The 24,915-nt window shown below is 57.2% G+C and carries 23 protein-coding genes; 18 read left to right on the top strand and 5 right to left on the bottom strand.

Annotated features, from left to right (window positions below; all coding sequences use genetic code 11):
- Positions 1-151 precede the first annotated feature (151 nt).
- From fdxA to QMZ18_RS05465, 4 genes are all read left to right on the top strand, one after another.
- The gene (gene fdxA, locus QMZ18_RS05450) at positions 152-487 is read left to right on the top strand and encodes a ferredoxin FdxA (protein WP_282605209.1); all 336 of its coding nucleotides are present in this window, start codon (positions 152-154) and stop codon (positions 485-487) included.
- A 197-nt stretch (positions 488-684) separates the two neighbouring features.
- Positions 685-2,580 (top strand): 2-oxoacid:acceptor oxidoreductase subunit alpha, encoded by a 1,896-nt coding sequence (locus QMZ18_RS05455; RefSeq protein ID WP_282605210.1) that lies wholly within the window; start codon positions 685-687, stop codon positions 2,578-2,580.
- Positions 2,577-3,578 (top strand): 2-oxoacid:ferredoxin oxidoreductase subunit beta, encoded by a 1,002-nt coding sequence (locus QMZ18_RS05460; protein WP_282605211.1) that lies wholly within the window; start codon positions 2,577-2,579, stop codon positions 3,576-3,578. Before QMZ18_RS05455 ends, QMZ18_RS05460 begins: the two co-directional genes overlap by 4 nt.
- Positions 3,579-4,139: 561 nt before the next feature.
- Positions 4,140-4,676 (top strand): PEP-CTERM sorting domain-containing protein, encoded by a 537-nt coding sequence (locus tag QMZ18_RS05465; RefSeq protein ID WP_282605212.1) that lies wholly within the window; start codon positions 4,140-4,142, stop codon positions 4,674-4,676.
- Between the two features lie 312 nt (positions 4,677-4,988).
- On the opposite strand, the gene QMZ18_RS05470 is transcribed toward QMZ18_RS05465, so the two are convergent.
- Positions 4,989-5,357: a response regulator transcription factor gene (locus tag QMZ18_RS05470; protein ID WP_282605213.1), complete on the bottom strand. Its 369-nt coding sequence runs from the start codon at positions 5,355-5,357 to the stop codon at positions 4,989-4,991.
- 140 nt (positions 5,358-5,497) lie between these two features.
- Positions 5,498-7,069, bottom strand: coding sequence for a helix-turn-helix domain-containing protein (locus QMZ18_RS05475; RefSeq protein WP_282605214.1), 1,572 nt, complete (start codon positions 7,067-7,069; stop codon positions 5,498-5,500).
- Positions 7,070-7,298: 229 nt separating this feature from the next.
- On the opposite strand from QMZ18_RS05475, the gene QMZ18_RS05480 reads away from it, so the two are divergent.
- The 7 genes from QMZ18_RS05480 (at position 7,299) to QMZ18_RS05510 (ending at position 15,491) form a co-directional block, all read left to right on the top strand.
- Positions 7,299-8,642, top strand: a complete 1,344-nt coding sequence (locus tag QMZ18_RS05480; protein ID WP_282605215.1) for a substrate-binding protein — start codon at positions 7,299-7,301, stop codon at positions 8,640-8,642.
- Between the two features lie 276 nt (positions 8,643-8,918).
- A complete protein-coding gene (locus tag QMZ18_RS05485; protein ID WP_282605216.1) occupies positions 8,919-9,935 on the top strand; it encodes a branched-chain amino acid ABC transporter permease in 1,017 nt (338 codons plus the stop codon).
- Positions 9,936-9,938: 3 nt separating this feature from the next.
- Complete coding sequence (locus tag QMZ18_RS05490; RefSeq protein WP_367575939.1) at positions 9,939-11,084, top strand: branched-chain amino acid ABC transporter permease; 1,146 nt, start codon at positions 9,939-9,941, stop codon at positions 11,082-11,084.
- Between the two features lie 13 nt (positions 11,085-11,097).
- Complete coding sequence (locus QMZ18_RS05495; RefSeq protein ID WP_282605217.1) at positions 11,098-11,853, top strand: ABC transporter ATP-binding protein; 756 nt, start codon at positions 11,098-11,100, stop codon at positions 11,851-11,853.
- On the top strand, positions 11,850-12,614 hold the full coding sequence (locus QMZ18_RS05500; RefSeq protein ID WP_282605218.1) for an ABC transporter ATP-binding protein: 765 nt from the start codon (positions 11,850-11,852) through the stop codon (positions 12,612-12,614). Before QMZ18_RS05495 ends, QMZ18_RS05500 begins: the two co-directional genes overlap by 4 nt.
- A gap of 167 nt (positions 12,615-12,781) precedes the next feature.
- Positions 12,782-13,792 (top strand): LacI family DNA-binding transcriptional regulator, encoded by a 1,011-nt coding sequence (locus QMZ18_RS05505; protein WP_282605219.1) that lies wholly within the window; start codon positions 12,782-12,784, stop codon positions 13,790-13,792.
- Between the two features lie 151 nt (positions 13,793-13,943).
- Positions 13,944-15,491: an acetolactate synthase large subunit gene (locus QMZ18_RS05510; RefSeq protein WP_282605220.1), complete on the top strand. Its 1,548-nt coding sequence runs from the start codon at positions 13,944-13,946 to the stop codon at positions 15,489-15,491.
- 39 nt (positions 15,492-15,530) lie between these two features.
- On the opposite strand, the gene QMZ18_RS05515 is transcribed toward QMZ18_RS05510, so the two are convergent.
- Entirely contained in the window at positions 15,531-15,923 is a 393-nt protein-coding gene (locus tag QMZ18_RS05515) for a hypothetical protein (RefSeq protein WP_282605221.1), read from the bottom strand.
- 123 nt (positions 15,924-16,046) lie between these two features.
- Entirely contained in the window at positions 16,047-16,673 is a 627-nt protein-coding gene (locus tag QMZ18_RS05520; protein ID WP_282605222.1) for a helix-turn-helix transcriptional regulator, read from the bottom strand.
- Positions 16,674-17,118: 445 nt separating this feature from the next.
- Here QMZ18_RS05520 and QMZ18_RS05525 point away from each other — a divergent pair, with 445 nt between their 5' ends.
- Genes QMZ18_RS05525 through QMZ18_RS05540 form a run of 4 tightly spaced genes read left to right on the top strand, consistent with a single transcriptional unit; the run spans position 17,119 to position 20,514 of the window.
- Entirely contained in the window at positions 17,119-17,892 is a 774-nt protein-coding gene (locus QMZ18_RS05525; RefSeq protein WP_282605223.1) for an amino acid ABC transporter ATP-binding protein, read from the top strand.
- A 21-nt stretch (positions 17,893-17,913) separates the two neighbouring features.
- On the top strand, positions 17,914-18,711 hold the full coding sequence (locus tag QMZ18_RS05530) for an amino acid ABC transporter permease (RefSeq protein WP_282605224.1): 798 nt from the start codon (positions 17,914-17,916) through the stop codon (positions 18,709-18,711).
- Between the two features lie 45 nt (positions 18,712-18,756).
- Positions 18,757-19,593 carry a transporter substrate-binding domain-containing protein gene (locus tag QMZ18_RS05535; RefSeq protein ID WP_282605225.1) on the top strand — a complete coding sequence of 279 codons (837 nt, stop codon included), beginning with the start codon at positions 18,757-18,759 and terminating at the stop codon, positions 19,591-19,593.
- A gap of 27 nt (positions 19,594-19,620) precedes the next feature.
- A complete protein-coding gene (locus QMZ18_RS05540) occupies positions 19,621-20,514 on the top strand; it encodes an amino acid ABC transporter permease (RefSeq protein ID WP_282605226.1) in 894 nt (297 codons plus the stop codon).
- Between the two features lie 54 nt (positions 20,515-20,568).
- On the opposite strand, the gene QMZ18_RS05545 is transcribed toward QMZ18_RS05540, so the two are convergent.
- Positions 20,569-21,246, bottom strand: coding sequence for a GntR family transcriptional regulator (locus QMZ18_RS05545; protein WP_282605227.1), 678 nt, complete (start codon positions 21,244-21,246; stop codon positions 20,569-20,571).
- Between the two features lie 365 nt (positions 21,247-21,611).
- On the opposite strand from QMZ18_RS05545, the gene QMZ18_RS05550 reads away from it, so the two are divergent.
- From QMZ18_RS05550 to QMZ18_RS05560, 3 genes are all read left to right on the top strand, one after another.
- The gene (locus QMZ18_RS05550) at positions 21,612-22,520 is read left to right on the top strand and encodes a dihydrodipicolinate synthase family protein (protein WP_282605228.1); all 909 of its coding nucleotides are present in this window, start codon (positions 21,612-21,614) and stop codon (positions 22,518-22,520) included.
- 125 nt (positions 22,521-22,645) lie between these two features.
- Complete coding sequence (locus QMZ18_RS05555) at positions 22,646-23,752, top strand: cis-3-hydroxy-L-proline dehydratase (RefSeq protein WP_282605229.1); 1,107 nt, start codon at positions 22,646-22,648, stop codon at positions 23,750-23,752.
- Positions 23,753-23,883: 131 nt separating this feature from the next.
- Positions 23,884-24,912, top strand: a complete 1,029-nt coding sequence (locus tag QMZ18_RS05560; RefSeq protein WP_282605230.1) for a proline racemase family protein — start codon at positions 23,884-23,886, stop codon at positions 24,910-24,912.
- Positions 24,913-24,915: the final 3 nt, after the last annotated feature.

A 24,915-nucleotide genomic window follows, 5' to 3' on the forward strand; every position in this document is an offset into this window, starting at 1 on the left:
AGAGATATTAAGAAAATATCAATGAATTAGCCAAAAATTGTCTTGAAATACCTATTTTATCTCATTAGTATACTAGCGAAATCTACATCCCTAAGCTTCGACGGGTCGATGCGGATGTGTTTTGTGTTGATGATTGCTCAGGGATGATGGCGTGACTTACGTAGTGATCGAGAATTGCATTCGTTGCAAATATCAGGATTGTGTCGAAGTCTGTCCGGTCGATTGTTTCTATGAAGGCGAAAATATGCTGGTCATCCATCCGGATGAATGCATTGATTGCGGTGTTTGTGAGCCGGAGTGTCCGGCGGAAGCAATTCGGCCCGACAGCGAGGACGGACTCGAGAGTTGGGTAAAATTGAACGCCAAGTTTTCGGAAATCTGGCCGAATATCACCGCCAAGGGCGATGCACCCTTAGATGCGGACAACTGGATGGATAAACACGGAAAGTTGAGCGAGCTCTCGGAGGCACCGGGTATTGGTGGTTAGCGCCCGGCAGCGCTGTGACTTAGACTGTGATTGTGCAGCGTGGATCTGGTCGAGTGCATGAGCTGCCCTCGAATGTGAAGCGCGAGAGACTGGTTTTATTGGCCGATCAGATGGTCGTAAATCATCTGCTGAGACAACTGATCGGCTTTCTGAGGTGGAAGGCATGTCGTTGATGGAAGTGTTAAAGGGGTCTGATCATGGGTAGTCAGGCCGCAACCGTAGCCAAAGTCGTTGAACGCACGGCGCCCGAGCGTGTTGTGGTTCGTTTTGCGGGTGATTCCGGTGATGGGGTTCAGATCCTCGGCACCGAGTTCGCAAAATCCGCTGCCTTGAGTGGTCACGATCTCATCACCTTTCCGGATTTCCCTGCGGAAATTCGCGCGCCGGTCGGTACGACCTTTGGAGTTTCCGCTTTTCAGATCCAGTTTGGCGGTCCTAAAGTTCTGACCCCGGGCGATGCCGTAGATGTGCTGATCGCCTTCAATCCGGCAGCGCTGAAAACCAATCTCGCGGATCTGCGCGAAGGCGGGCTGGTGATCCTCGATGAAGGCGCCTTCACCAAGCGGAATCTGGCCAAGGCAGGCTATGAAGAAAGTCCGCTGGATGACGATGCGCTCGCGGCCTATCAGATCCTGAAGATCGATATCGCACGGCGCTGTGGTGAAGCAGTGGCGGATACCGGTGCCAGCAAGAAGATTGCCGACCGCGCCAAGAATTTCTGGGCGCTTGGTCTGACTTTCTGGATGTTCGATCGGAAGCGTGCGGACACCCAGAAATGGATCACTGAAAAATTCGCCAAGATTCCCGAAGTGGCAGCCGCAAACCTCGCTGCGCTCAATGCCGGACACGCTTTTGGCGAGACCATGGAGATCGGCCGTGATGTGGTGGGGCAGCCTCTTGAGGCCAGCTTCGAGCCCGGTATCTATAGAAGCATCACCGGTATCGACGCTATGGCCAAAGGACTGGCCGCGGCGGCCTGTTGTGCGGGAATTAAGGTGGCCTATTGTTCCTATCCGATCACACCAGCATCCGGCCTGTTGCATGCGCTGGCTGCTCTGCGCAGCAAGGGGATCGTCACCTTCCAGGCTGAGGACGAAATCGCTGCAGCGACGGCTGCGATTGGCGCTTCTTACGGCGGGGCATTGGGCGTCACCGGCTCGTCCGGTCCCGGTATTGCCTTGAAGTCCGAAGCTCTGAGCCTGGCGATTGCGACCGAGCTTCCCTTGGTGGTCGTGAACGTTCAGCGTGCCGGGCCTTCAACCGGCATGCCGACCAAAGCTGAGCAGGCCGACCTCGCGATGTCGCTCTATGGCCGGCACGGCGAAGCCCCCTGTGCGGTGCTGGCGCCGGCGACCCCGGCCGAGTGCTTCCAGGCCATGCTCGACGCCGCGACCATCGCCATCCGCTACATGACGCCCGTGATTGTGCTGGCGGATGGTTATATTGCAAATGCCGCAGAGCCCTGGCGAATTCCCAACGTTGCGGAACTGCCCGACATCGCGCCGGATTTCCGGGCCGACCCGGAGAACTTTCAGCCTTTTCAGCGGAACCAAAAGACACTTGCACGCCCCTGGGTCAAGCCGGGCACGCCGGAGCTTCAGCACCGGATCGGCGGCATTGAGAAAGCCGACGGCAGCGGGCATATCTCCTACGATCCCGATAACCATCAGACCATGACCGATCTGCGCGCCGAAAAAATCGCGCGGATTACAGAGATCATTCCGCCGGTAAAGGTCGAGCGCGGTGTGGAGAGCGGCAAGGTCGCCGTGGTTGGCTGGGGTTCGACTTACGGTGCGCTCAATGCGGCGGTGAAAGAGCTGCTGGCCGAAGGTTTGGAGGTGGCTCACGTGCACGTGCGTCACATCGCGCCCCTGGCACCAGGTCTTGAAGATCTGCTGCGCGGATTTGATCACGTACTGGTGGCCGAGATGAATGGTGGACAGCTTCGGCGGTTGCTGCGTTCCGAGTTTCTGATGCCGGCCGAGGGCGTGAACCAGATGACCGGCAAGCCTTTCAAGGTGCAGACCTTGAAGACTGCGATCAGAGCGGTGGCCGATAAGAGTGCGGCTAAGGGTAATGGGGGTGCGGCATGAACCAAGTTCTGACGCCAAAGGATTTTACGACCAATCAGGAAGTGCGCTGGTGCCCGGGTTGCGGTGACTACGCGATCCTGAAATCGGTACGCTCGACCCTTGCCAAGATCGGTCGGCCGCCGCACGAGGTGGTCTTTGTGTCCGGCATCGGCTGTGCGGCACGTTTTCCCTACTACGTGGACAGCTACGGCTTCCACACCATCCATGGCCGGGCACCGGCGGTGGCGACCGGCGTAAAGCTGGCAAATCCGGACCTGGATGTCTGGGTGGTAGGGGGCGACGGCGATTTTCTCTCTATCGGCGGCAACCACCTGTTGCACGCCCTGCGGCGGAACATGGACCTCAACCTGCTGCTGCTGAACAATGCGATCTATGGTCTGACAAAAGGGCAGTATTCGCCGACGTCTTCAGTGGGAACCCGTTCGCCTTCGACACCCGGTGGCTCGGTCGACCGGCCGGTCAATGCCGCCCTGATGGCCCTGGGTGCGGGGGCGCGCTTCGTGGCCCGTTCGGCAGACACTCTGCAGGATCATTTGCCGGAGGTTCTGACCCGCGCGCAGGCCCACAAGGGGGCGTCGCTGGTCGAAATTTTCCAGAATTGTATTGTTTACAACGATGCGGTCTGGGCCGGCATGGCGACCAAGGCGGAATCGGTCGATAAGACCATCCGGGTGGCGGATGGTGAGCCTTTGCTGTTCGGTAAGGAGCGGGACAAGGGCTTGGTCTTTGACAGCAACAGCGGCCGGATGCAGTTGACCGAAGAAGGCGGCGACGCCGAGAAACTGGCCACGATCCATGACGAGACCAACTGGGCGCTGGCTTGCGCGCTCTCCCGGATGGATGACAGCAGCCTGCCGACGTCGCTCGGCGTGCTCTATTGCGATCCGGTGAGCGACTACGGCTCGGATCAGGAAGCCAGCAACGGCTTCTCGACCCTGTCCCGGGACGATCTTCACGGTCTGCTGCACGACGGCGGCACCTGGGAGGTCGAGGGCTGACAAGGGACTCACAATCGGGTTTCCAAACAGGACGAGACTGGGTTACGCCATGGTCAACCTCCCGACTTCCGCTTCAATATGCCTGTTGGAGCGGGGCTGTATCGCGAAGGCCTCGCCGCCTGGATTGGCGGTAGCGTAACAGTCTTGAGACCGGTCTTTGGAAGTGATCACGATCAGCGGCAGTCCTGCAAACAGCAATGTGCTGCGGACCTACTTCAGAAGCTCGCTATCATTGGCCGGGAGCGACATGAGGTCGAGGATCGCGACCCCATCCGCTGTGACTCAGGTTAAAACCCGTCGTGTGCCTGCAGATCATAGCTCGCGGGTCGTTTATTCCTATGGGCCGCAACACATCACGTTAGAAATTTCCCTCAATACTTCAAGAGTTTCAGGTCACTGATACAACCTCAGTATCAAACGATACCGAGGCAGCATTGGACTTGAGATTTCCGCGAACGTACCAATGGCTCCACTCGCCGGTCAGCTTCCTGTGCGAGGCGGTTGGATCGAATCGCGCTGACAATATGCGTCAGCGCCAACATGATGAGGGGATCATTGGAAGTGGCAAGGGTTTCTATTTTTTCAGGATTTTTAGTCGGTGTTTTCGGCTTGGTTGTCTCGGTTCTACCGGCGCAGGCGGTTCCAATCAACTACAGTTTCACAGCTGCCGATTTCTTTGGTCCCGCCCCTGAAAACCCGGTTTCCGGCACGATCGTCTACGATGCGGACTCTTTGATCTCGCCCATCAATCAGCTACTCTCCATCGATCTTACGATCGCAGGATACACATACAGTTTGGCGGAAATCGGATCCGTGCCCTTCGGCGAAGATGCACTGATCGGTGGTCTTGTCACTGGGATTCAGTCCGTCACTCAGAATACTAACGATTTTTTCTTAAGGTTTGACTTGCTGACGGGTCTGGATGTCCGCTTTACCTATGCAACGCCAAGCAATTCTTTGAGCGAAGCAAGGACGTTTAATGTGACGCGATCTTTTGTGAACGAACCCGTGGCTGTCATGGAACCTTCCACACTCGCACTCTTTACTTTGGGTTTGCTGGGCTTCGTCGGCTGCCGGCGTTTTCGCCGAAGTAACTAAGGTGATGTGGCACACGGTCGCGTAGCGCCTGAAACCGCCTTCAGTCGAACCCTGGGTAGTGAGCTTATTGTCTGGGAGTCGGTTAGAGTTGCGGATCACTTTGAGCCTACGCCGTCAACACGGCAAAGTGCGCTTGCGCGAAGGATCCTGCGCGGCTTGTTCCGCAAAAGCGGTTTAATTACTGACTGCTCGAAGCTCCTCAACTCAAACTGATAGAGTAACGACTCCCGTTACCAGGAGGTCCGGAGCCAGAATCCGGAGGAGCCGGACGCTCCTTGGAGTAAGGGGACATGGCATGGGTTGCTTCGAACTCTAAACCGTGGTCAGGCGTCTGACTTCGGCGACGATATCCTTGTTCGAGAAAGGCTTGCTCATGAAGACATCGGCGCCGAGATTTGCGGCGGTGGAGCGGTCTTGTGCTTGACCTTTTGCCGTAATCACGATCACTGGCAGTTTCGCTATCTGCGGCGTGCCACGTAATTGTTTCAGGATTTCGAAGCCGTTCACTTGCGGCAGCATGACGTCGAGGATGACAATATCCGGCGGACTGGATTTCAACGAGTCCAGGACAAGGCCTCCGTCAAAAATAGCCGATACCTCGTAACCCTCGCGCTTCAGAATAAAACTCAGCGACTCAACGATGTTCTTTTCATCTTCGGCTATGAGCACCTTTGTCGCCACGGCGGTCCCCCAACTTCCCTGAGTATTCTAACCCTGAACCCTTGGTCGCTGATTCAGGATCTTTTGCCTTTCCGGCTTATAGCATTTCCAAGTCTATTGCTTCGCGCGCGCAATAGAAACAGATGTCTGCGTCCATCCTATCAAGTCGCGACGATCAGGTCCTCCTGGCGGTGAGCGCAGTCTTCGCGTGTGCAGAGCCGGCAGGTTGGCCCGACCGCCAGGGCCTGATCTTTGGCGGCAAAGTTCAGGCTGCCGCCATAAACGGTCTGATCCGCGTAGATCGCCTCACAGGCCAGCATGATCGAGAGTAGGGGGCGATGCTGGCCAAAGGCACTGGCGCCTTTTTCCACCGCACAGGCGATGAAGAGAAACCGGTCGTTGTTGGGAAAGGCTGCCAGGCTGCAGTTGACCACACCGGGTGTCTGAAAGGCACGGTAGACAGGCCAAAGCGGGCATGCGCCGCCGTAGCGCGGGATCGGCAGTCCCGGTAGGGTGTAGCGTTTCGAGACGTAACCGGAGGGGTCAACGCGCATAAAGGCGAGGGGAATGCCTTCAGCGCCAGGTTTTCGCAGGGTAATCAACCGGTGGCAGATCTGTTCGAGACTCACGTCAAAGCTGTGGCGCAGGCGTTCGATATCGTAACGTAGGCTGATTGCCTGCTCCAGGAAGCGGTCGTAGGGCAGGAGCATAGCTGCCGCGCAGTAGGAGGACAGGACACGTGTGGCACGTCGTCTGGCTTCGCCGGTTGTAAGTACACCGGCCTTGTCGACAATTTCCTTTATAGGCTCGGCGAGGGCCAGTTCTGCGGCTGCGCGTGCCAGCACAAAGCGACGGGTGGGCCCGGGTACTGCATCGGACAGGATCAGTCTGTTGTCGTTCGAAACGGCCTCATTGGGTCCCTGGCTGGGTCCGTTGAGATGTGAGCCTTTTGCCGATTGTGAGATGGTGACGCCGTAGCGCTGCTCGATAAGTTCAGAGAGAGTCGAAATGACACTATGCTCCTCCAGTTGCAGGCTGGCCGACAGTGCGTCGGCGGCGGACTCCAGCTCTGGGAAGTAGCTTTGATGTTCCTGAAGGAAGTCGTCGACCTCTTCGTTTGGCGAGATTGATCTTGTCGGTGCCACGCCTTTGTCAAAGAAGGCGGCTAATCCTTCTGCGACGCTCGAAAGCTGATCGCTCTCTGTCAGAAGAATACTGTGGAAACGCTCGCGCTGGTCCGGTTCGATATCCGGAATGCTTTCGAGAATCTCCGATGCGGATCGTATGGCCGACACGTTGGTCAGCATGCGATGTACGGCTGCGGCGAGAAATGGGTCCTGGTTCAGCCGGTCAGCCAGCGCGATGACGGTCTGATCGCGATCCATGTAAGTACGGTAGAGTACCGTCAGCGCACGGGCCCAGTCAGGATGACGCCCAACCAGTTCACTTGCACTCTGTGGCGACACCTTTAAATTCTGAAATGTTGGCGAGGTGGCGATCTCTCCAAGGTCGTCGATCAGGCGTCGGTCCGCTGCCCCGTCCAACTCCTCCATCCGGATCCCGAGTTCACCGGCAAGACGTTTCAGCAGACTGCCGCCGATGTTCCTCTTCTCACTCTCGATCAAGTTAAGGTAGGAGGGTGAGACGCCGACTTTTGCCGCCAGAGCGGTCTGGGTGACGCCCAAGGCTTTGCGACGTTCGCGTAATTTCAATCCGATTGGAGCGCGTGCCATGGTCTAACAGCCTCATTTTTCACATATTTGTGCAGCGCAAGATAAAGATTTTACAAGTCTTGCATAATTCAATTATAAAATTTTACAAAAAAATTCAATAGTATCAATATATTATTGTCGTTTTGACTTTGATAACCCATGATGATCCACGGATGCCCCAAGTGCATCGGCTGGCGAACGCTGAATGGATTCGTTCAGCGTGAAAATAAGACGACTATGGGAGGACTTAATGGACGAGATCAAAAAAGGTGTGAGTCGGCGCGGCGTATTAAAGGGCGGCACGGCTCTGGCTGCCGGCCTCGCGGCACCGACCTTCTTCATGCGGCACGCTTTCGGCGCTGATTTCCGCAACAACCCGGGCGATAGCAGCAGCGTCACCTTCGGCTTCAACGTGCCGCAGACCGGCGCCTACGCCGATGAGGGGGCCGATGAACTGCGCGCCTACAAGCTCGCTATCAAGCACATCAACGGCGAAGGCGATGGCGGCCTGCTCAACACCATGCAGCCGCTTTCGCTCAAGGGTGACGGTATCCTGGGCAAGAAAGCAGCTTACGTCACCGGTGATACGCAGACGAAGTCCGACGCCGCGCGCGCATCGGCCAAGCGTATGATCGAAAAGGACGGCGTCATCATGTACTCCGGCGGTTCGTCCTCCGGTGTCGCCATCGCACAGCAGTCGCTGGCGCAGGAGATGGGCATCGTCTTCATGAACGGCCTGACGCACTCCAACGACACCACCGGCAAGGACAAGCGGCGCTACGGTTTCCGCCACTTCTTCAACGCCTATATGTCCGGTGCCGCGCTGGGGCCTGTGCTGGAAGCTGAGATGGGCAAGGAACGTAGCGCCTATCACCTGACAGCAGACTACACCTGGGGTTGGACTCAGGAAGAGTCGATCAAGAACACCACCGAAGGTCTCGGCTGGCAGACTGCCAACGCGGTCAAGACGCCGCTGGGCGCGGGAGATTTCTCACAGTATATCACGCCGGTTCTCAATTCCGGTGCCGACGTGTTGATTCTGAATCACTACGGCAAGGACATGATCAATTCCTTGACTCAGGCGGTTCAGTTCGGCCTGCGCGACAAGCAGGTCAACGGCAAGGACTTCCAGATCGTCGTGCCGCTGTACTCGCGTCTCATGGCTCAGGGTGCAGGTGAGAACATCAAGGGCATCTTCGGTACAACGAACTGGAACTGGTCGTTGCAGGACGCGGGCTCACAGGCTTTCGTCAAGTCGTTCGGTCAGGAATACGGTTTCCCGCCGTCGCAGGCCGCACATACTTGCTACGTACAGACCCTGCTCTATGCCAACGCCTGTCAAATGGCCGGCACCTTCTACCCGCCGGAAGTCATCAAGGCGCTGGAAGGTTTCGAGTTCGACGGCATGGGCAACGGCAAGACGCTGTATCGTGCCGAAGATCACCAGTGCTTCAAGGACGTGCTGGTCGTGAAGGGCAACGACAACCCAAGCAGCCAGTTCGACCTTCTCGAAGTGGTTCAAGAGGTTCCGCGCAGCCAGGTCGAGTACGACGCCAGCATCTTCGGCGGCGAGCTCGGTCCCTACGAGGCCTAAACGCGGCACTCGGATTGCGGTCGACCCGTGGGTGCTTCGGCACCCACGGGCGGTTCGCAGGGAAAGCCAGTGCTTTCCAATATGCGATCGCTCTTACCAGAAACGGTCAAGAACGTGAATCGCCCTCTGATTTTATGCTATAGAGGTTGATTGACCGTTTTCGCCGGTTCGGTGAAAACGGACAGACTCTGGGGATTGATCCTGAGCGATGTGCTCACAGGGTCTCTCGGCGTATTTGCCGCAGATTTAACCAACGCGTTCTTCGGGTGGTCAGTCATGGACACACTAGCGCTCCAACTTCTGAACGGTCTCGACAAGGGCGGCGCCTATGCGCTGATCGCTCTGGGCCTCACACTGATTTTCGGCACCCTCGGCGTGGTGAACTTCGCCCATGGCGCCCTCTTCATGCTCGGCGCCTTTTGTGCGGTCTCGGTTCAGAAACTCCTGACGATTTCTGTCAAGGTGAAGGACGAAAGCATCACCTTTTTCGAGGCCTACAAAGAAGTTCCTTACCTGGAGACCTGGTTCGGCGAAACCGGGACGGTCATCATCGATTACTCGGTGCCCATCTCGATCCTGCTCGCGATTCCCGTCATGCTGGTCATCGGACTGGCCATGGAGCGTGGACTGATCCAGCGCTTCTACAAACGGACTCACGCGGAACAGATCCTGGTCACCTTCGGTCTGGCGATCGTTATTCAGGAACTGGTGAAGGCAAATTTCGGCGCCAATCCCATTCCCACGCCGGCGCCTGAAATCGTTGCCGGCAGCGCCAGTATCGGTGACTGGCTCGGTCTGGGCAGTGCGGTGGTTTATCCCTGGTGGCGTCTGATCTATCTGGCCTTCGCCGCTGTGGTTATTCTCGGCGTGTTCTCATTTCTTCAGTTTACGACCTTTGGCATGGTGGTCCGCGCAGGTATGCAGGATCGTGAAACCGTTGGTCTGCTGGGTATCGACATTCAACGCCGCTTCTCCGTGGTTTTCGGTCTGGCGGCGGTGGTCGCTGGGCTCGCGGGCGTCATGTACACGCCGATTTTGCCGCCGGATTATCACATGGGGATGGACTTTCTGGTCCTGTCCTTTGTCGTGGTCGTGGTCGGTGGCATGGGGTCGCTGGGCGGTGCGGTGGCGGCGGGCTTCCTGCTCGGCATCCTGCAGTCCTTTGCCTCCATGAACGAAGTCAAAAGCATACTGCCCGGCATCGATCAGATTATTATCTATCTCGTCGCCGTGGTGATCCTTCTGGTCCGTCCCCGTGGCCTGCTGGGCCGCAAGGGCGTGATGGAGAACTAAGCCATGATGAGCAAGATCACACCACGCAATGACAATGTAATGATGGGGCTCTTTGCCGTTGCGGTTCTGACCATGCCGATATGGCTGATGCCCATCGGGGCGAGCTACCCCGACCTGATGCAGAAGTTTGCGATCTTCGGCATCTTCGCCATCGGCTTCAATATTCTCTTCGGACTGACAGGTTATCTGTCCTTTGGGCACGCTGCCTTCCTTGGCGTCGGTTCCTACACTGCCGTCTGGTCGTTCAAGTTGCTGAGCATGAACGTGTTGCCGGCAGTGGTTTTTGCCGTGCTGGTTGCCGGTGCCTTTTCTTTCCTGATCGGGTTCATCAGCTTGCGGCGCTCCGGCATTTATTTTTCTATCCTGACCCTCGCCTTCGCGCAGATGTCTTATAATCTCGCCTATTCGGTTTTGACACCGATCACCAACGGTGAGACGGGCCTGCAGTTGGCAAAAAGTGATCCCCGGGTGGTTGACGCGCTCTTCGTTGAAGCCGGTGCCGGCATTCCCTCGACCAACTTCTTTGGGATCGCAATGAGCGGTTACGGCGGCTTCTACTTCTGCGCCATCCTATTGATTGTCGGCTTCTATCTTTCGCTGCGAATTACACGTTCGCCATTCGGGATGATGCTGAAGGCGATCAAGTCGAACCAGAACCGCATGAGCTACACCGGCCTCAACACACGGCCCTATGCCCTGACGGCTTTTGTCATATCGGGCATGTACGCTGGACTCGCCGGGTCTTTGCTGGCGGTCACCGACCCGCTGGCAGGCGCCGAACGCATGCAGTGGACGGCGTCGGGCGAGGTGGTTTTGATGACGATCCTCGGCGGGGTAGGGACACTGATTGGACCGGTGCTGGGTGCCGGTATTATCAAGTACTTTGAGAACATCTTCTCGGCCTTTAACGAATCGATCCTGACCAGCATCTTCAGCTTCCTGCCGGATGGGCTCCAAGATGTAGTGGTGTCAGTCGTCGGGTTGTTTGTCGGCGAGGGCTGGCATCTCACCCTCGGCCTTCTCTTCATGATCATCGTGATCTACCTGCCTGGTGGGCTGGTTGAGGGCGCACAGCGAATTCGCACTTACGCCACGAAAAAGCGGGAAAAGAAGAGCGCCGCTTCACATCAGCCTCAGATCGCAGAATAGGGAGGAATAGGTCATGGGAATCCTCCAGGTCCAGGACGTCAACAAAAGCTTCGGCGGATTGAAGGCCCTGCACAACGTTAATCTCGATGTGGAAGAAGGTGCGGTGCATGCCATCATCGGTCCGAACGGCGCCGGTAAGTCGACCCTGCTGAATTGTTTTGTCGGGCGTTTAAAGCCTGACACAGGTTCAGTAATGTTTGATGGGACTTCGCTGCTGGGTATTGCGCCGCACGAGATCAATCAGGCGGGTGTGGCACGCGTGTTCCAGACACCGGAGATCTTCGGCGATCTTTCGCTGATCGAAAACGTTATGATCCCGACACTCGCCAAGCGTGACGGCGCCTACACCGTCAATGCCTGGGGCCGGGTCGATCAGGCAGCGGAAATCCGGGATAAAGCCGAGCATATACTGGAAGATGTGGGGCTGGCGGAAAAACGTGAGATGCATGCCAACAGTCTGTCGCGCGGGGATAAACGACGTTTGGAACTGGCCATGTGTCTCGTCCAGGAGCCCAAGCTGCTGCTGCTCGACGAGCCGACCGCAGGTATGTCACGCGCGGACACCAACAATACTATCGATCTGCTGAAGCGCATCGGTGAGCGCGGCATTACCAAGATCGTCATCGAACACGACATGCATGTGGTCTTTTCGTTGGCCAGCAAGATCAGCGTGCTGGCTCAGGGGACAGTGATTGCCGAGGGTGCGCCGGAAGACATCAAGGGCGACCCTCGTGTTCAGGAAGCCTACTTGGGAGGGGCGCACCTATGAGCATCACAGAGACGACGAATGTTCAGGCCAATGGCGCCCTCAACCCGGCAAAAGGCCCGGCCTTTTTCTCCTGCTGGGATATTCACGGCTATTACGGCGAAAGCTACATCGTCCAAGGCGTGAGTTTCGACATCCGGGAAGGTGAGATCGTCGCGCTGCTCGGGCGTAACGGTGCCGGTAAGACCTCGACTCTGCGGACGATCGCGCGGATGTCGGATCCACAGTTGACCCACGGCGAGATCTGGCTGGATCACAAGCCGCTGCATGAGATGAGCGATTTCCAAGCCGCGCAGCAGGGGGTCGGACTGGTGCCGGAAGACAGGCGGATCATTCCTGGTCTGACGGTTGAGGAGAACCTGCAGCTCGCGCAGATTGCCGAGCCTCGCGGCTGGTCGATCGAACGACTCTACGACCACTTCCCGCGTCTGGCGGAACGGCGCAAGCAGGAAGGCGTGACCATGTCGGGCGGCGAACAGCAGATGCTGGCCGTCGCACGGGCGCTGGCACGGGATGTGAAGCTTCTGCTGCTCGACGAACCCTACGAAGGGTTGGCGCCGGTGATCGTGCGGGAAATCGAGAAGATTCTGGAAGAGATCAAGGGCCTGGGTCTGACCACCGTCATCGTCGAGCAGAATGCCATTGCCGCACTGAACCTGGCGGATCGGGCGATCATCCTCGACATGGGCCAGGTGGCTTTTGACGGGACGGCACAGGAAGTGCTCGACAACGATGATCTACGGCAGGAATACCTCGCGATCTAGTATATTTACGACGAGGCTGATTCACGCTTGTCACTGATTTAGCGAATAGATCCTGATCGTCCGGCGAATCGTATTGCGGGCCGGTTTCAGTGTCAGTCCGCGGGTTCATGTTCCCTTACCGATAACTTGTCGATAAAGTCGCCGGTTCGGGGAGGGATAGGACGAGGATGGCCCGGGCCACAATCAAGGATGTAGCGGAATTGGCGGGAGTGTCCATCGCCGCTGTTTCGCGCGTGCTGTCAATAAACGGCAGCGCGTCGCCGCGTATGCGCGCCAAGGTGATGGAGGCCGCGGACCAGCTCGGTTACCGGCCCAATGCACTCGCGCGCAGCATGATCAATGCCCAGACCAATCTTGTTGCGTTGGTCATCGGGGCCACCTCCAACGTCTTTGACTCCTCTCTGGTCGATGGTCTCGCCGAACATCTTGCTCTGCGCGGCAAGAAGCTGCTGCTGACGCCGGTTGTTGATTCCGGCCCGATCGACGACGAATTGATGGGGGCGTTGGACTATCAGGTCGACGCCGCCGTTGTGGCCGCCGGGACCATGACGCGGGAAGCCTGTCTCAAATGTGCAAAACTCGGTGTGCCGGTCATCCTAAGCGGCAGAAACATCAAGTCGCCCGGTATCGACAGCGTACTTGCCGACAACAAGGGGGGCGCGAGGATGGCTGCCGAGCTATTGATGCGCTCCGGCTGCGAACGCATCGCCTATGTCGGCGGTACTTACTACGCCTTTTCCGACCAGGAACGCCGGGACGGACTGGTGGAAGCTCTGGAAGAGGCGGGCCGGAGTCTATCCCACAACGTCAAGATTCCCCAGTCGGAGGAAATGACCGGCTTCGAAATAGCGATGGAGCTTCTGTCGAAGCCGGACCGGCCGAACGGTGTTTTCTGCATCAACGACATGGCGGCGATTGGTATTTTGCAGGCGGCGGCAGCCCTGGGTTTGTCGGTTCCCAACGACATTGCTGTGATCGGATTCGATAATACAGCGTTGGCGTCCTGGCCTAATTTCAGACTGACGACCATTGATTATCCAGTTGACCTGACTGTCGATGCGATCATTCACATGCTGGAAACACGATTGGCAGAACCTGATCTTCCTGCCCGCGTACACCGGGTCAAAACCCGCATGGTCGTGCGCGATTCCACGCCAAAGAAACTCATTTCTTCATAGAGCCTGATTGTTTTTACTAAATCAGTGAAAAACGATCGCACTCCAATATCCACCGTTTCATAAGGAGCATCAGGCGGTCTTGCGTTGCTTGCCGCGCCGTAGCATAAGCGAAGACTCCTAATTTTAGATCGTTTGCGAGGATTGCATGTCAATGAACGGTGCGCAGAGCTTGGTGAAGACCCTTCTGAGGGCCGGGGTTGATGTTTGCTTCTCCAACCCCGGCACTTCGGAAATGCATTTCGTCGCTGCACTGGACGAACATCCCGATATGAAGTGTGTATTGGGTCTGCACGAAACCATCGTCACCGGTGCCGCAGACGGTTATGCCCGAATGGCAGGGAAGCCGGCGGCAACCCTTTTGCATCTGGGGCCGGGGTTGGGCAACGGCTTGGCGAATCTGCACAACGCCAAACGGGCGAGGACCCCTCTGGTCAATATCGTCGGGGACCATGCGACCTATCATGGGCACTTCGATGCGCCGTTGACATCAGATGTCGAGGGTATCGCCGGTCCGGTTTCGGACTGGGTGCGTTCGAGCAAAACATCCTATCGCGTCGCGGGGGATGCCGCCGAGGCGGTGGCGGCTGCCCGCCAGGCGCCCGGACACATCGCGACCTTGATTCTGCCAGCCGACTGCGCTTGGAGCGCGGCGTCGGGAGCGGCCGATGCGATCGAACCGCCGCACCCGCTTGCAGTGTCGGCCGACGCGGTTTCCGCGGCCGTCGACTGGCTGCGGAGCGGCCGAAAGGTGGCACTTTTATTGGGTGATCAGGCTCTGATGTCTGGAAATCTGGAACTGGCGGGTAAGATTTCAGCGGTATCCGGATGTGAACTGTTTGCGCCGACAAGTAACCGCCGGATCATGCGCGGGGCCGGCAGGGTGGCAGTGGAACGGATTGCTTACCCGGTTGATGTGGCGCTGGAGCGCTTGGCGAATTTTGAGGCTGTGCTCTCTTTTGGGGCCGATGAGCCGGTTGCTTTTTTCGCCTATCCCGACAAGCCCAGCCGCGTTCTGCCGGAAGCCTGTGAACTACTGCCTGTGGCGGGCGTGCGTCAGGATATTGCCGCCGCTCTTACTGCGGTTTGTGAAGCACTCGGCGCTGAAAACGCGGCTCCACCCGTTGTGGAATTCGCCCTGCCCGAAGCTCCGAGCGGCGCCATCACGCCCGATGCAGCTGCCGCGGTGGTGGCCCGTGTTCTGCCCGAGAACGCGATCGTCATCGATGAAGCAATCACCTCGGGCCGGAGCCTGGATCGCATCACCCGGGGGGCTGTGGCTCACGACTGGTTGCAGATAACAGGCGGTGCCATCGGCTGCGGCTTTCCGCTCGCGACCGGCGCGTCCGTAGCCTGTCCAGATCGGCCGGTGCTGGGCCTCCAAGCCGATGGTTCCGGCGCCTATTCGCTGCAGGCGCTCTGGACACAGGCACGCGAAGAACAGCATGTGGTGACGTTGATCTTCGCCAACCGCGAATACCGGATCCTGAAGGGCGAGATGCGGAACGTCGGCGTGACCCAGGTTGGAAGAAACGCGCTTAGTATGCTGGATTTACGGCGTCCCAACATCGGTTGGGTGGACCTTGCCAGGGGATTTGGCGTTTCGGGCGAGAGCGTTGAGACGGTTGAGGATCTGGCAGCAGCGTTGCAGCGGGGTTTTTCCGAAAAGCGCCCTTATCTCATCGAAGCGGTCATGCCCTAATATTTTTTCTCGGGTGTCGCCGGCATCCGGAAAGCAGGTTTAGTCGAACGAGATACTGTGACCGTCCTTTACGATGAAAGGAACGCGGAAGTCCTCGCCCGTGAAGTAATAGAGCCCTTGTTTCTCGTCATGCATGATGGCGTAACAGGACCAGCTCTCCTCGTTCCATAGGCCGGTCCAGGACGAGCAATAGCTGTCGTTCTCGGCTTTCCAACGCCCTTCAGAGGGTCGGACGTCACCCTGCTGTATCCAGAGGGTCAGACCGGATTTCGAGAAATATTGGCGCGTGTGTTTTTCATGGTGCAGGCCCTGGACCGAGTTCCCAGTCAAGAGTTTGGAAATTTCAGCGTTCGACAGGGTGACCTCGCCAGCGGATACATATGACGGCAGGGCTGCGGCCAAGGCGGCAGCGACAACGGTTTTTCTGAGCAAGACTCTCTCCCTAGGTCAAGGTTCACTTCCGTCTTCTATAGCGCAATATGATGCTTGTTGCGCAACATCGCGGAAATTTGATCCGAAAACAGAGGCCTGTAGCGAGAACCTGAGGAATATTATCTAAAGGCGCTGAGCGAAGACCACCAGCAGTTTGACGGTGGGTGAAAGCAGTTCGCCGATGCGGTGGGCGCCCGCTGTATCGAAGCTCAAGGAATCGCCGGTCAACAGGTGGTAGGTGGAGTCGCCGTAGTGATAGTACAGCTCTCCTTCCAGTACGTAGACAAACTGGCAGCCGTTTTGATGATACAGGTGCTGTGCGTCGCTTATGTCGTCCTTCGATAGAGTGATCAATAGCGGCTCGAACCTGATGTCCTGCCGCTTATGATATCCCAGAATCTGAAAATCGTGACTGTTGCCCTTCGAATGTCTGCGCGAGATCATGCCCGCGCCCGCTTTGACATGGGTGACGTCGACGGCGTTGATTGTATGCTGAAACAGATTGATCATCGGAAGATCGAGGGCATTGCTCAGCGCTTGCAACGTCGAAAGCGAAGGTGAGACCTGCCCGTTTTCGATCCGCGAGATCATTGCGGAGGAAACACCGGCTCTTTCCGAGAGAGCGCGGATCGTGAGTTTTGCGCGCAGCCGAAAATCGTTTAATGCGCGTCCGACCGCGTCGTCGACGTTGGTTGAGTTGGCCGCTTCGAAGGCTTGATTCGAAGGCTGTTGGTCATCGCTTTTTGACATTTCTCACCCCGTTTCCCGCCCAGGATTTTTGCTTTCATTACCAGTGAAAAGACCCGGAAGTTTGTTGCCTTGCTTGCTGTAGGTTTTGGACCCGAGGCACTGGGGGCAGTTCGTTTCTGCTCCCGCATATAGTCCATGATGCAATCTCTTGGCAAATTTTGGATTTGAACCGGACTGAGCATCGGCCCGTGAACATCGTCAGATTAAACTTGCATAAAGAGCAACATTTTGCTTAATAGGATACAAAATAACAATACGCCAAAGAGGCGCGGGCTGTGGTTGTCGCAGAAGCTGCTATGATCACGGGAAGGTAGAGGTGAGGGAATTCAGTGATGAGTGCTGCCCTGGGGCACCGCATTTGGTGTATTGATTTGCTGCCTGTATGTGCCGGGCCTAACAGAGCCGGTACTCCGGTCTCGGCGAAACTCTCAAGCGGCCGGTGACTATGACTTTCCCGGACACTGCGCCAAACGCAGTACAGCCTCCAGAAGCCATCCGGATCGATAGCCTTCACAAATGGTACGGCGACTTTCATGCTTTGCGGGACATCAACCTGACGGTCCGCGAGGGTGAGCGGGTTGTCGTCTGCGGACCTTCCGGATCTGGAAAGTCCACAATGATCCGCTGTATCAATCGTCTGGAACGCCACGAGCAGGGCCGGATCTTTGTTGAGGGACATGAACTGACGGACAACACCAAGGATATCACCGCAATCCGGCGTGAGGTTGGCATGGTCTTCCAGCAGTTCAATCTTTTCCCGCACCTGACCGTTCTGCAAAACCTGACGCTGGCGCCACTGCGGGCAAAGAAGATGCCGAAGAGGGACGCAGAGAGTCTTGCCATGCAGTATCTGGAACGGGTGAAGATCCCGGATCAGGCCGGAAAGTATCCAACTCAGCTTTCCGGTGGACAGCAGCAGCGGGTTGCGATCGCGCGTAGTCTTTGCATGAAGCCGCGTATCATGCTGTTCGATGAACCGACGTCTGCGTTGGATCCTGAGATGATTGCGGAAGTCCTGGAGGTGATGATCGATCTTGCCCGAGAAGGCATGACAATGATTTGCGTGACTCATGAGATGGGCTTCGCTCGGACAGTTGCCGATACTATGGTCTTCATGGACAATGGCGAGATCGTCGAATCGGCGGCGCCGGGGAACTTTTTCGAAGCACCGAAAAGTGACCGCACCAAGCTGTTCCTCAGCCAGATTTTGTCGCACTAGAATCTCCGCTCGGTGACTCTCATGAACGATATTCAGAAGCCTCAGTCGCAGCAGTCTGTGATCGCAAACATTGCAATGTTTGCGTTGCTCGTTCTGGGGTGCGTCTGGATCGTGCTGCGGGGTGAGGCGGGCCTGGGATATAACTGGCAATGGTACCGGGTGCCTGATTTCTTCTATCGCGTCATCGATGGCGAAGTGATTTGGGGGCCTCTGATTTTTGGTCTTATCGTGACCCTGGAAATCACTTCCATCAGTCTGATCCTGACCGTGATCCTGGGTTTGGTGGTGGCTTTGCTCCGCTTGTCCGATTCTCTCTCGGGCCGCTGGCTTGCCAGGGGATACCTGGAAGCCATCAGAAACACACCTCTGCTCGTGCAGCTCTATCTGTTCTATTTCGTGCTCTCACCGATCTTCGGGCTCGACCGTTATTGGACTGCTGTCCTGACGCTTGCCATTTTCGAGGGCGCCTTTGCTGCGGAAATTTTTCGCGCAGGAATTCTGGCCGTACCCAAAGGGCAGTGGGAAGCTTCGGCGAGTCTTGGGCTGAGCCGCTTCGACTGCTATCGGGATGTGGTCCTGCCCCAAGCGATCCGTCTGATCCTGCCGCCGCTGACCGGTCAGGGGATCTCTCTGATCAAGCATTCTTCCATCGTGAGTGTGATTGCCGTCTTTGACCTCTTCACCGAAGCGCGCAATCTCGTTTCCGATACCTTTATGTCCTTCGAAGTCTATTTCACGGTCGGCGCCATGTATCTGGCTCTGATCATTCCGCTCTCCATCCTGGTATCGGTCATCGAGCACAGAATGCGAGCCAAATAAGAGGGCAAGCTATGAGCCCAACGAATTTGTACAGAGGAGAAGATCATGAAGTTTTTGCATCGTAGAACCATGATAGCCTTGGCGGCAGCAGCATTTTCCGTCGCTGCGGTTTCCACCGGCTCCGTATCGCACGCGCAGGCGGCAGACGCCGAAAGCGTTGTTCAAACCATCAAGAAACGCGGTGTCATCAAAGTCGGCATGTCGAGCTTCGTGCCTTGGGCCATGCGCGACAAGAAAGGCGAGTTGATTGGCTTTGAGATCGACGTCGCAAAGAAGGTTGCCGAGGATATGGGTGTGGAAGTCGAATTCGTTCCGACCGCCTGGGACGGAATCATTCCGGCACTGTTGTCGGGCAAGTTCGACGTCATCATCGGCGGCATGTCAATCACGCCGCAGCGAAATCTTTCGGTCAATTTCACTCGTCCCTATGCGCGATCGGGGGTTGGCTTCGCCGCGAACAAGAAACTGGCGGATGGGATGACGACGCTCGATGCTTACAACGCTTCTGGCGTTAAGCTTGCGGTCCGGCGCGGAATCACGGCGGCGACGCTGGCGCAGAAGATATTTCCCAAAGCCCGCCTGCTGCAGTTCGACGACGACGCTCAGGCGTTCCAGGAAGTGGTAAACGGCAACGCGCACGCCGTTCTCTCAAGCGAACCCAAACCAACCTTCTGGACCATCGAGAATTCGGACGTCCTCTATCAGCCGTTCGACAAGGTTCTGCAGCGCGGAGCCGAGGCCATGGCCCTGCGCAAGGGCGATCCCGATGCACTCAACTATTTCAGCAACTGGGTGGAAGTGAGGACCAATGACGGGTGGCTTGCCGAACGGCATGACTATTGGTTCAAGACCCAGAACTGGAAAGACGAGGTTGGGAAGTAAGGCAGTGCGACCGGTCGATTTAAGCCGATGATGCTTGCAAACGCTCAGAAAAGGACGCGGGTTACCTGGGTCGACTTCGTCGTCGCCCTTGTCCTCGTCCTTTTCGTCGCCTTCCTGGTCTACAGGGTCAATGACGTCCTCCATTATCGCTGGAACTGGAGCGTCATTCCTAACTTTCTGTACCGGTGGGACGAGGAACTCGGAAGCTGGATGCCTAACCTGCTGGCGCTTGGTTTCTATGCAACGCTGCGTCTGGCCATCTGGGGCATTCTTCTCGCCAGCGTTATCGGTATGGTCATGGGGCTGTGCCGTACCAGCTCTATTCTGCTATTGCGCATGATCGGCCGTAGTTACGTCGAGTTGATCCGCAATGTCCCTCCGCTGGTGTTCATTTTTATCTTTTACTTCTTCATCAGCAGTCAGATTCCGCTGTTCGACGATATCGGCGACTGGGTCCGGCAGGCATCGCCCGAGTCTCTGGCGAGTATCGAGTTCCTTTTTGGGCCGCCAAAACTGCTCGGGAATTTTCTTTCGGGCCTGATCGTCCTCGCGCTGTTCGAGGGCGCTTACATCACTGAGATCGTGCGCGCCGGTTTGCAATCGGTCGAACGCGGGCAGTGGGAGGCTGCGGACAGTTTGGGCCTCAGCAGGTTCGACGTGATGCGCTACGTGATCGTACCGCAAGCCTTTTCCCGGGTGCTGCCGCCCTTGGCGGGACAGTTCATATCCCTGATCAAGGATTCTTCGATTGTCTCGCTGATCTCTATCCAGGAACTGACTTTCGCCGCGACCGAAGTTGCCAATTCGACTCAACGGGTTTTCGAAGTTTGGATCACGGTTTCGGTGATGTATTTCGCGATCTGTTTCGGCTGTTCGCTCCTGTTCGAGCGCTGGGAAAAACGGACATCCAAGTCGAGGTAAACGAAGTATCCGGACTGATGACCGGACTCCAGAACCATCAAAATACGAAAGCCTCTAACGGCTGCGGTCCTGCAGAAAGCGGATGAGCGCCTGGCCCGCGGAGTGAATGTGATCGGCTGTCAGGTCGGCCGCCCTTCGGACGTCGCGCTTGAAGCAGGCGTCCAGAATGATCTCGTGGTCGCGTCTGGCCCGGGTCATGCCTTCGGTCAGGTCGAGCTGTGCCCGCACATAGCGTTCGACACGGTCATTGGTGCCCCGGATGACTTCCAGATAGTAGGGCCGGCCGGAATCCTGATAGAGGGCCGAGTGAAACAGGCGGTTGAGGTCGCCCCATTTTTCCGGATTTGTCTCCTTGGCAAAGGCATCGCAGTAGCTTTTGGCGAGCTCAAGGGATTGCTCTGTCATTGATTCCACGGCGTATTCGATCAGTTTGGATTCGACCAGCACCCGGAACTCAAAGATCTCCTCGATTTCACGGGGCGATATCGAGGAAACCACGACGCCCTTGTAACGCACCGAGGTGACGAGCCCCTGGGCTTCGAGGCGTTTCAGGGCCTCGCGGACGGGAATACGGCTGACGTTGAACAACTTGGCGACGCTTTCCTGGCGGATCGTCTCGCCTTCCTGCATTTCCCCACGGATAATCGCATCACGCAGCGCGTCGTAAATGACGTCTGAGGTCGAAGCCGTTTGACCGAGGTCGATCGCCTTGAGGTTCAGTTCGCTTGCCACTTTGCCTGTCTCGTTCAGATGCTGTGTTCGGTCACTCGGCCCTTGGTCACTGCAGGTTGGTATACGTCATATCTTCTGGTCGCACTGTTCGAAACGATAAACTGGACAAGACGAAAGATATGTCATATTGGATCCAATATACTATAATTGACGCCAGAACGAAACCATTCCTGCGAGATTGTGAGACCTCGGTGCTGAGAGTCGGGTGATTGAGACACGGTTTTTCATGTAAATAGAGACTGGATGCCGTTCTCCGGTATCTTTTGGGCCTTACAGGGTTTTAGGGTCTGATCGTTTTCACTGAATTGGCCGAGCCCGAGCCCACGTTGAGTCTGAGGATAGCAGAAAAAAGAGGAAACAGGATCATGTGGAAGGGCATCTTTCCCGCCGTCACCACCAAGTTTACAACCGATGGCGCACTCGATCATGTCGAGATGAAACGCTGTTTCGACCTACAGGTTGAGGCCGGCTGTGACGGCATCATTGTCTGTGGCTCGTTGGGTGAGGGCTCCATGCTTTCGCAGGACGAGCGCCTGGAGGTCATGAAGACCGCGCAGGAGTCGGCGGCTGGACGGCCGGTGCTGATGACTGTCTCGGAGGCGGCCACACGCGAAGCCTGTGTTCTGGCTGAAAAGGCTGCGAAGGCAGGGGCGACCGGGCTAATGGTGGTGCCGAGCCCGATCTACCACACCAATCCTTCGGAGACGGCGGCAACCCTGCGGTCGGTCGCTGAAGCGGGTGATCTGCCGATCATGATCTATTCCAACCCTGTGGCTTACCGGGTCGATGTGACCCCCGATCTGATGGAGGAACTGGCTGACGATGCGCGCTTTGTCGCCATCAAGGAATCTTCTGACAATATCCGCAGGACGACCGAAATCATAAACCGGCTCGGCGACCGCTACGACGTCTTTACTGGCGTCGACAACCTTGCCTTCGAGGCTTTGTCTGTAGGTGCGGTCGGGTGGGTCGCGGGATTGGTCGTCGCCTTCCCGAAGGAGACGGTTGCCATCTATCGCCTGATGAAAGCCGGCCGAATTGACGAAGCCCTGCAGATTTACCGCTGGTTCCGGCCGCTGCTGGATCTCGATGTTTCGACCTATCTGGTCCAGAACATCAAACTGGCCGAGGCGCTGGAAATCGGATCGAACGACCGGGTGCGTATGCCGCGTATGCCCCTGGCGGGGGCACGGCGCGCCGAAGTCGAAATGATCATAAGGGACGCCATTGCCGCACGCCCGTCGCTGCAGGCTCTCGATAGTCTGGTCGCGTAACCGGACGCGCCGAACCGAACTTTCTGAGACCGGCTCGATGACTCGGTAAAGGCGCGTACCTTTGCCGAGAGTCGGATCGTTCGCCCCGCGAAGTCAACGAACATACGAACAGGGGACACTACAAAATGAAGATCACCGCTATCAGGGTCTACCAAGTGGATCTGCCTCTTAAGGAGGGGCGTTACAACTGGTCGAACGACAACTTCGTGGAAACCTTCGATTCAACGGTGGTTGCGGTCGAAACCGATGAGGGTGTGACCGGTTACGGCGAATGCTGCCCCTTGGGGTCTGCCTACTTGCCGGCTTATGCCGGTGGTGTGCGTTCGGGCCTGGCGGAGATTGGACCCAAGGTGATCGGCATGGACCCGACGGATCTGGGGCCGTTGAACCGGTACATGGATGCCGTGCTGCGGGGCCATCCTTATGTGAAGGCGGCGATCGACGTGGCCTGTTGGGATATCCTGGGCAAAGTCTCTGGTCTGCCGGTCTATAAACTGCTGGGCGGAGCAGCTCAGGACGAGGTACGGCTCTACCGGGCGATCTCTCAGGAAAGCCCGGAACAGATGGCGGCAAAGATCGCCGGCTACCGGGAAGAGGGCTACAGAAAGTTCCAGTTGAAGGTCGGTGGCGACGCGGACACGGATATTGAGCGAATCCGCACCTGCGCCAAGGAGATGCAAAAGGGCGATATCCTGGTGGCCGACTCCAATACCGGCTGGACCATGCATGAAGCCGCCCGCGTGGTTGCGGCAGTGCGGGATGTCGATGTCTATATCGAGCAGCCCTGTCCGACTTACGAGGAATGTCTCGTTGTGCGTCGACGTACGTCTCTTCCCTTTGTGCTTGACGAAGTGATCGATGGTGTCGGCACGCTTATGCGTGGCCTTGCCGAAGGTGCGATGGACGCGATCAATCTGAAGATTTCCAAGGTTGGAGGCCTAACCAAAGCGCGGGTGATGCGGGATGTCTGTGTGGCATCTGGTGTGCCCATGACAATCGAGGACACCTGGGGCGGCGATATCGTAACCGCCTCGATCGCCCATCTGGCACGCTCGACACCTGAGGAGTTCGTTTTCTCCGCCACTGACTTCAACAGTTACGGCACCGTCGAGATCGCACGCGGCGCGCCACAGCGGGTCCAGGGCCGCATGACGGCGGCGGATCGTCCGGGCCTGGGGATCGAGCCGGTTTTCGAAGTCCTCGGCGAACCGGTTCTTTCGATCAACAGCTAGAGTCTGATCGTTTTCACTGTTTCAGTGATAAACGTGAATCAGCCTCTTCGTCATTCAATAGGAGTCTGATCGTTTTCACTGTTTCAGTGAAAGACGTGAATCAACCTTAACCACCAAAAGTCAGGGCCGCTATGCGTTCGAGCAAAGTCATTCACGTCGTTAGCTGTCATGCCGAAGGAGAAGTCGGCGACGTCATCGTCGGTGGCGTAATGCCGCCACCGGGTGAGACGGTCTGGGAGCAGTCGCGCTGGATCGCGAAAGACGAGACTCTTCGGAATTTTGTTCTCAACGAGCCCAGGGGTGGGGTCTTTCGCCACGTGAACCTGTTGGTCCCGCCGAAGAATCCCCGTGCGGTCATGGCCTGGATCATCATGGAGCCTGCGGACACACCGCCCATGTCCGGTTCCAACTCGATCTGCGTGTCCACTGTGTTGCTCGACAGCGGTATCGTGCCCATGACCGAACCGCAGACCCAACTGGTCCTGGAGGCGCCGGGCGGCCTGGTCGAGGTAACTGCAGACTGCCGCAACGGCAAGGCGGAACGCATCACGGTCCGCAACGTGCCCTCCTTCGCCGACAAGTTGGATGCGAAGCTGGAGGTTGAGGGGTTGGGAACTCTGAGCGTCGATACCGCCTACGGCGGCGACAGCTTTGTCATCGTTGATGCCAGGGCGCTGGGCTTTGCCATCACGCCGGACGAGGCGCGCGAGATCTCTGAGACTGGCGTGCGAATCACCGACGCGGCCAACGAACAGCTCGGATTCAGTCATCCGGAAAACAGTGATTGGAATCACATCTCCTTTTGCCAGATTGCCGCCCCGCTGGAGCAGCAGGATGATGGTCAGCACGGGCGCAACGCAGTTGCGATTAAACCGGGTAAACTGGATCGTTCGCCCTGCGGGACCGGCTGTTCGGCCCGGCTTGCGGTCATGCAAGCCAAGGGGCAGCTAAAACTAGGCGAAGGATTTATCGGCCGCTCGATTATCGGTTCGCGCTTTGATTGCCGGATCGAGGAAGAAACGCTTCTTGGAGACCACCCGGCAATCGTGCCGTCCATCGCCGGCCGCGCATGGATCACCGGTACGCATCAGCATATGCTGGATCCTGACGATCCTTGGCCGGAGGGCTATCGGGTCGGCGATACCTGGCCGATGGCTTGATGA

The organism is Pelagibius sp. Alg239-R121 (assembly GCF_947331435.1).
Taxonomy (GTDB): domain Bacteria; phylum Pseudomonadota; class Alphaproteobacteria; order Kiloniellales; family Kiloniellaceae; genus Denitrobaculum.

Coding starts and splice junctions, on each gene's coding strand:
- QMZ18_RS05535 (WP_282605225.1), top strand. CDS start 18,757: ATGAAGTTTTTGCATCGTAGAACCATGATAGCCTTGGCGGCAGCAGCA.
- QMZ18_RS05490 (WP_367575939.1), top strand. CDS start 9,939: ATGATGAGCAAGATCACACCACGCAATGACAATGTAATGATGGGGCTC.
- QMZ18_RS05520 (WP_282605222.1), bottom strand. CDS start 16,673: ATGTCAAAAAGCGATGACCAACAGCCTTCGAATCAAGCCTTCGAAGCG.
- QMZ18_RS05540 (WP_282605226.1), top strand. CDS start 19,621: ATGATGCTTGCAAACGCTCAGAAAAGGACGCGGGTTACCTGGGTCGAC.
- QMZ18_RS05525 (WP_282605223.1), top strand. CDS start 17,119: ATGACTTTCCCGGACACTGCGCCAAACGCAGTACAGCCTCCAGAAGCC.
- QMZ18_RS05550 (WP_282605228.1), top strand. CDS start 21,612: ATGTGGAAGGGCATCTTTCCCGCCGTCACCACCAAGTTTACAACCGAT.
- QMZ18_RS05505 (WP_282605219.1), top strand. CDS start 12,782: ATGGCCCGGGCCACAATCAAGGATGTAGCGGAATTGGCGGGAGTGTCC.
- QMZ18_RS05455 (WP_282605210.1), top strand. CDS start 685: ATGGGTAGTCAGGCCGCAACCGTAGCCAAAGTCGTTGAACGCACGGCG.
- QMZ18_RS05530 (WP_282605224.1), top strand. CDS start 17,914: ATGAACGATATTCAGAAGCCTCAGTCGCAGCAGTCTGTGATCGCAAAC.
- QMZ18_RS05480 (WP_282605215.1), top strand. CDS start 7,299: ATGGACGAGATCAAAAAAGGTGTGAGTCGGCGCGGCGTATTAAAGGGC.
- QMZ18_RS05460 (WP_282605211.1), top strand. CDS start 2,577: ATGAACCAAGTTCTGACGCCAAAGGATTTTACGACCAATCAGGAAGTG.
- QMZ18_RS05500 (WP_282605218.1), top strand. CDS start 11,850: ATGAGCATCACAGAGACGACGAATGTTCAGGCCAATGGCGCCCTCAAC.
- QMZ18_RS05485 (WP_282605216.1), top strand. CDS start 8,919: ATGGACACACTAGCGCTCCAACTTCTGAACGGTCTCGACAAGGGCGGC.
- QMZ18_RS05555 (WP_282605229.1), top strand. CDS start 22,646: ATGAAGATCACCGCTATCAGGGTCTACCAAGTGGATCTGCCTCTTAAG.
- QMZ18_RS05495 (WP_282605217.1), top strand. CDS start 11,098: ATGGGAATCCTCCAGGTCCAGGACGTCAACAAAAGCTTCGGCGGATTG.
- QMZ18_RS05560 (WP_282605230.1), top strand. CDS start 23,884: ATGCGTTCGAGCAAAGTCATTCACGTCGTTAGCTGTCATGCCGAAGGA.
- QMZ18_RS05475 (WP_282605214.1), bottom strand. CDS start 7,069: ATGGCACGCGCTCCAATCGGATTGAAATTACGCGAACGTCGCAAAGCC.
- QMZ18_RS05510 (WP_282605220.1), top strand. CDS start 13,944: ATGAACGGTGCGCAGAGCTTGGTGAAGACCCTTCTGAGGGCCGGGGTT.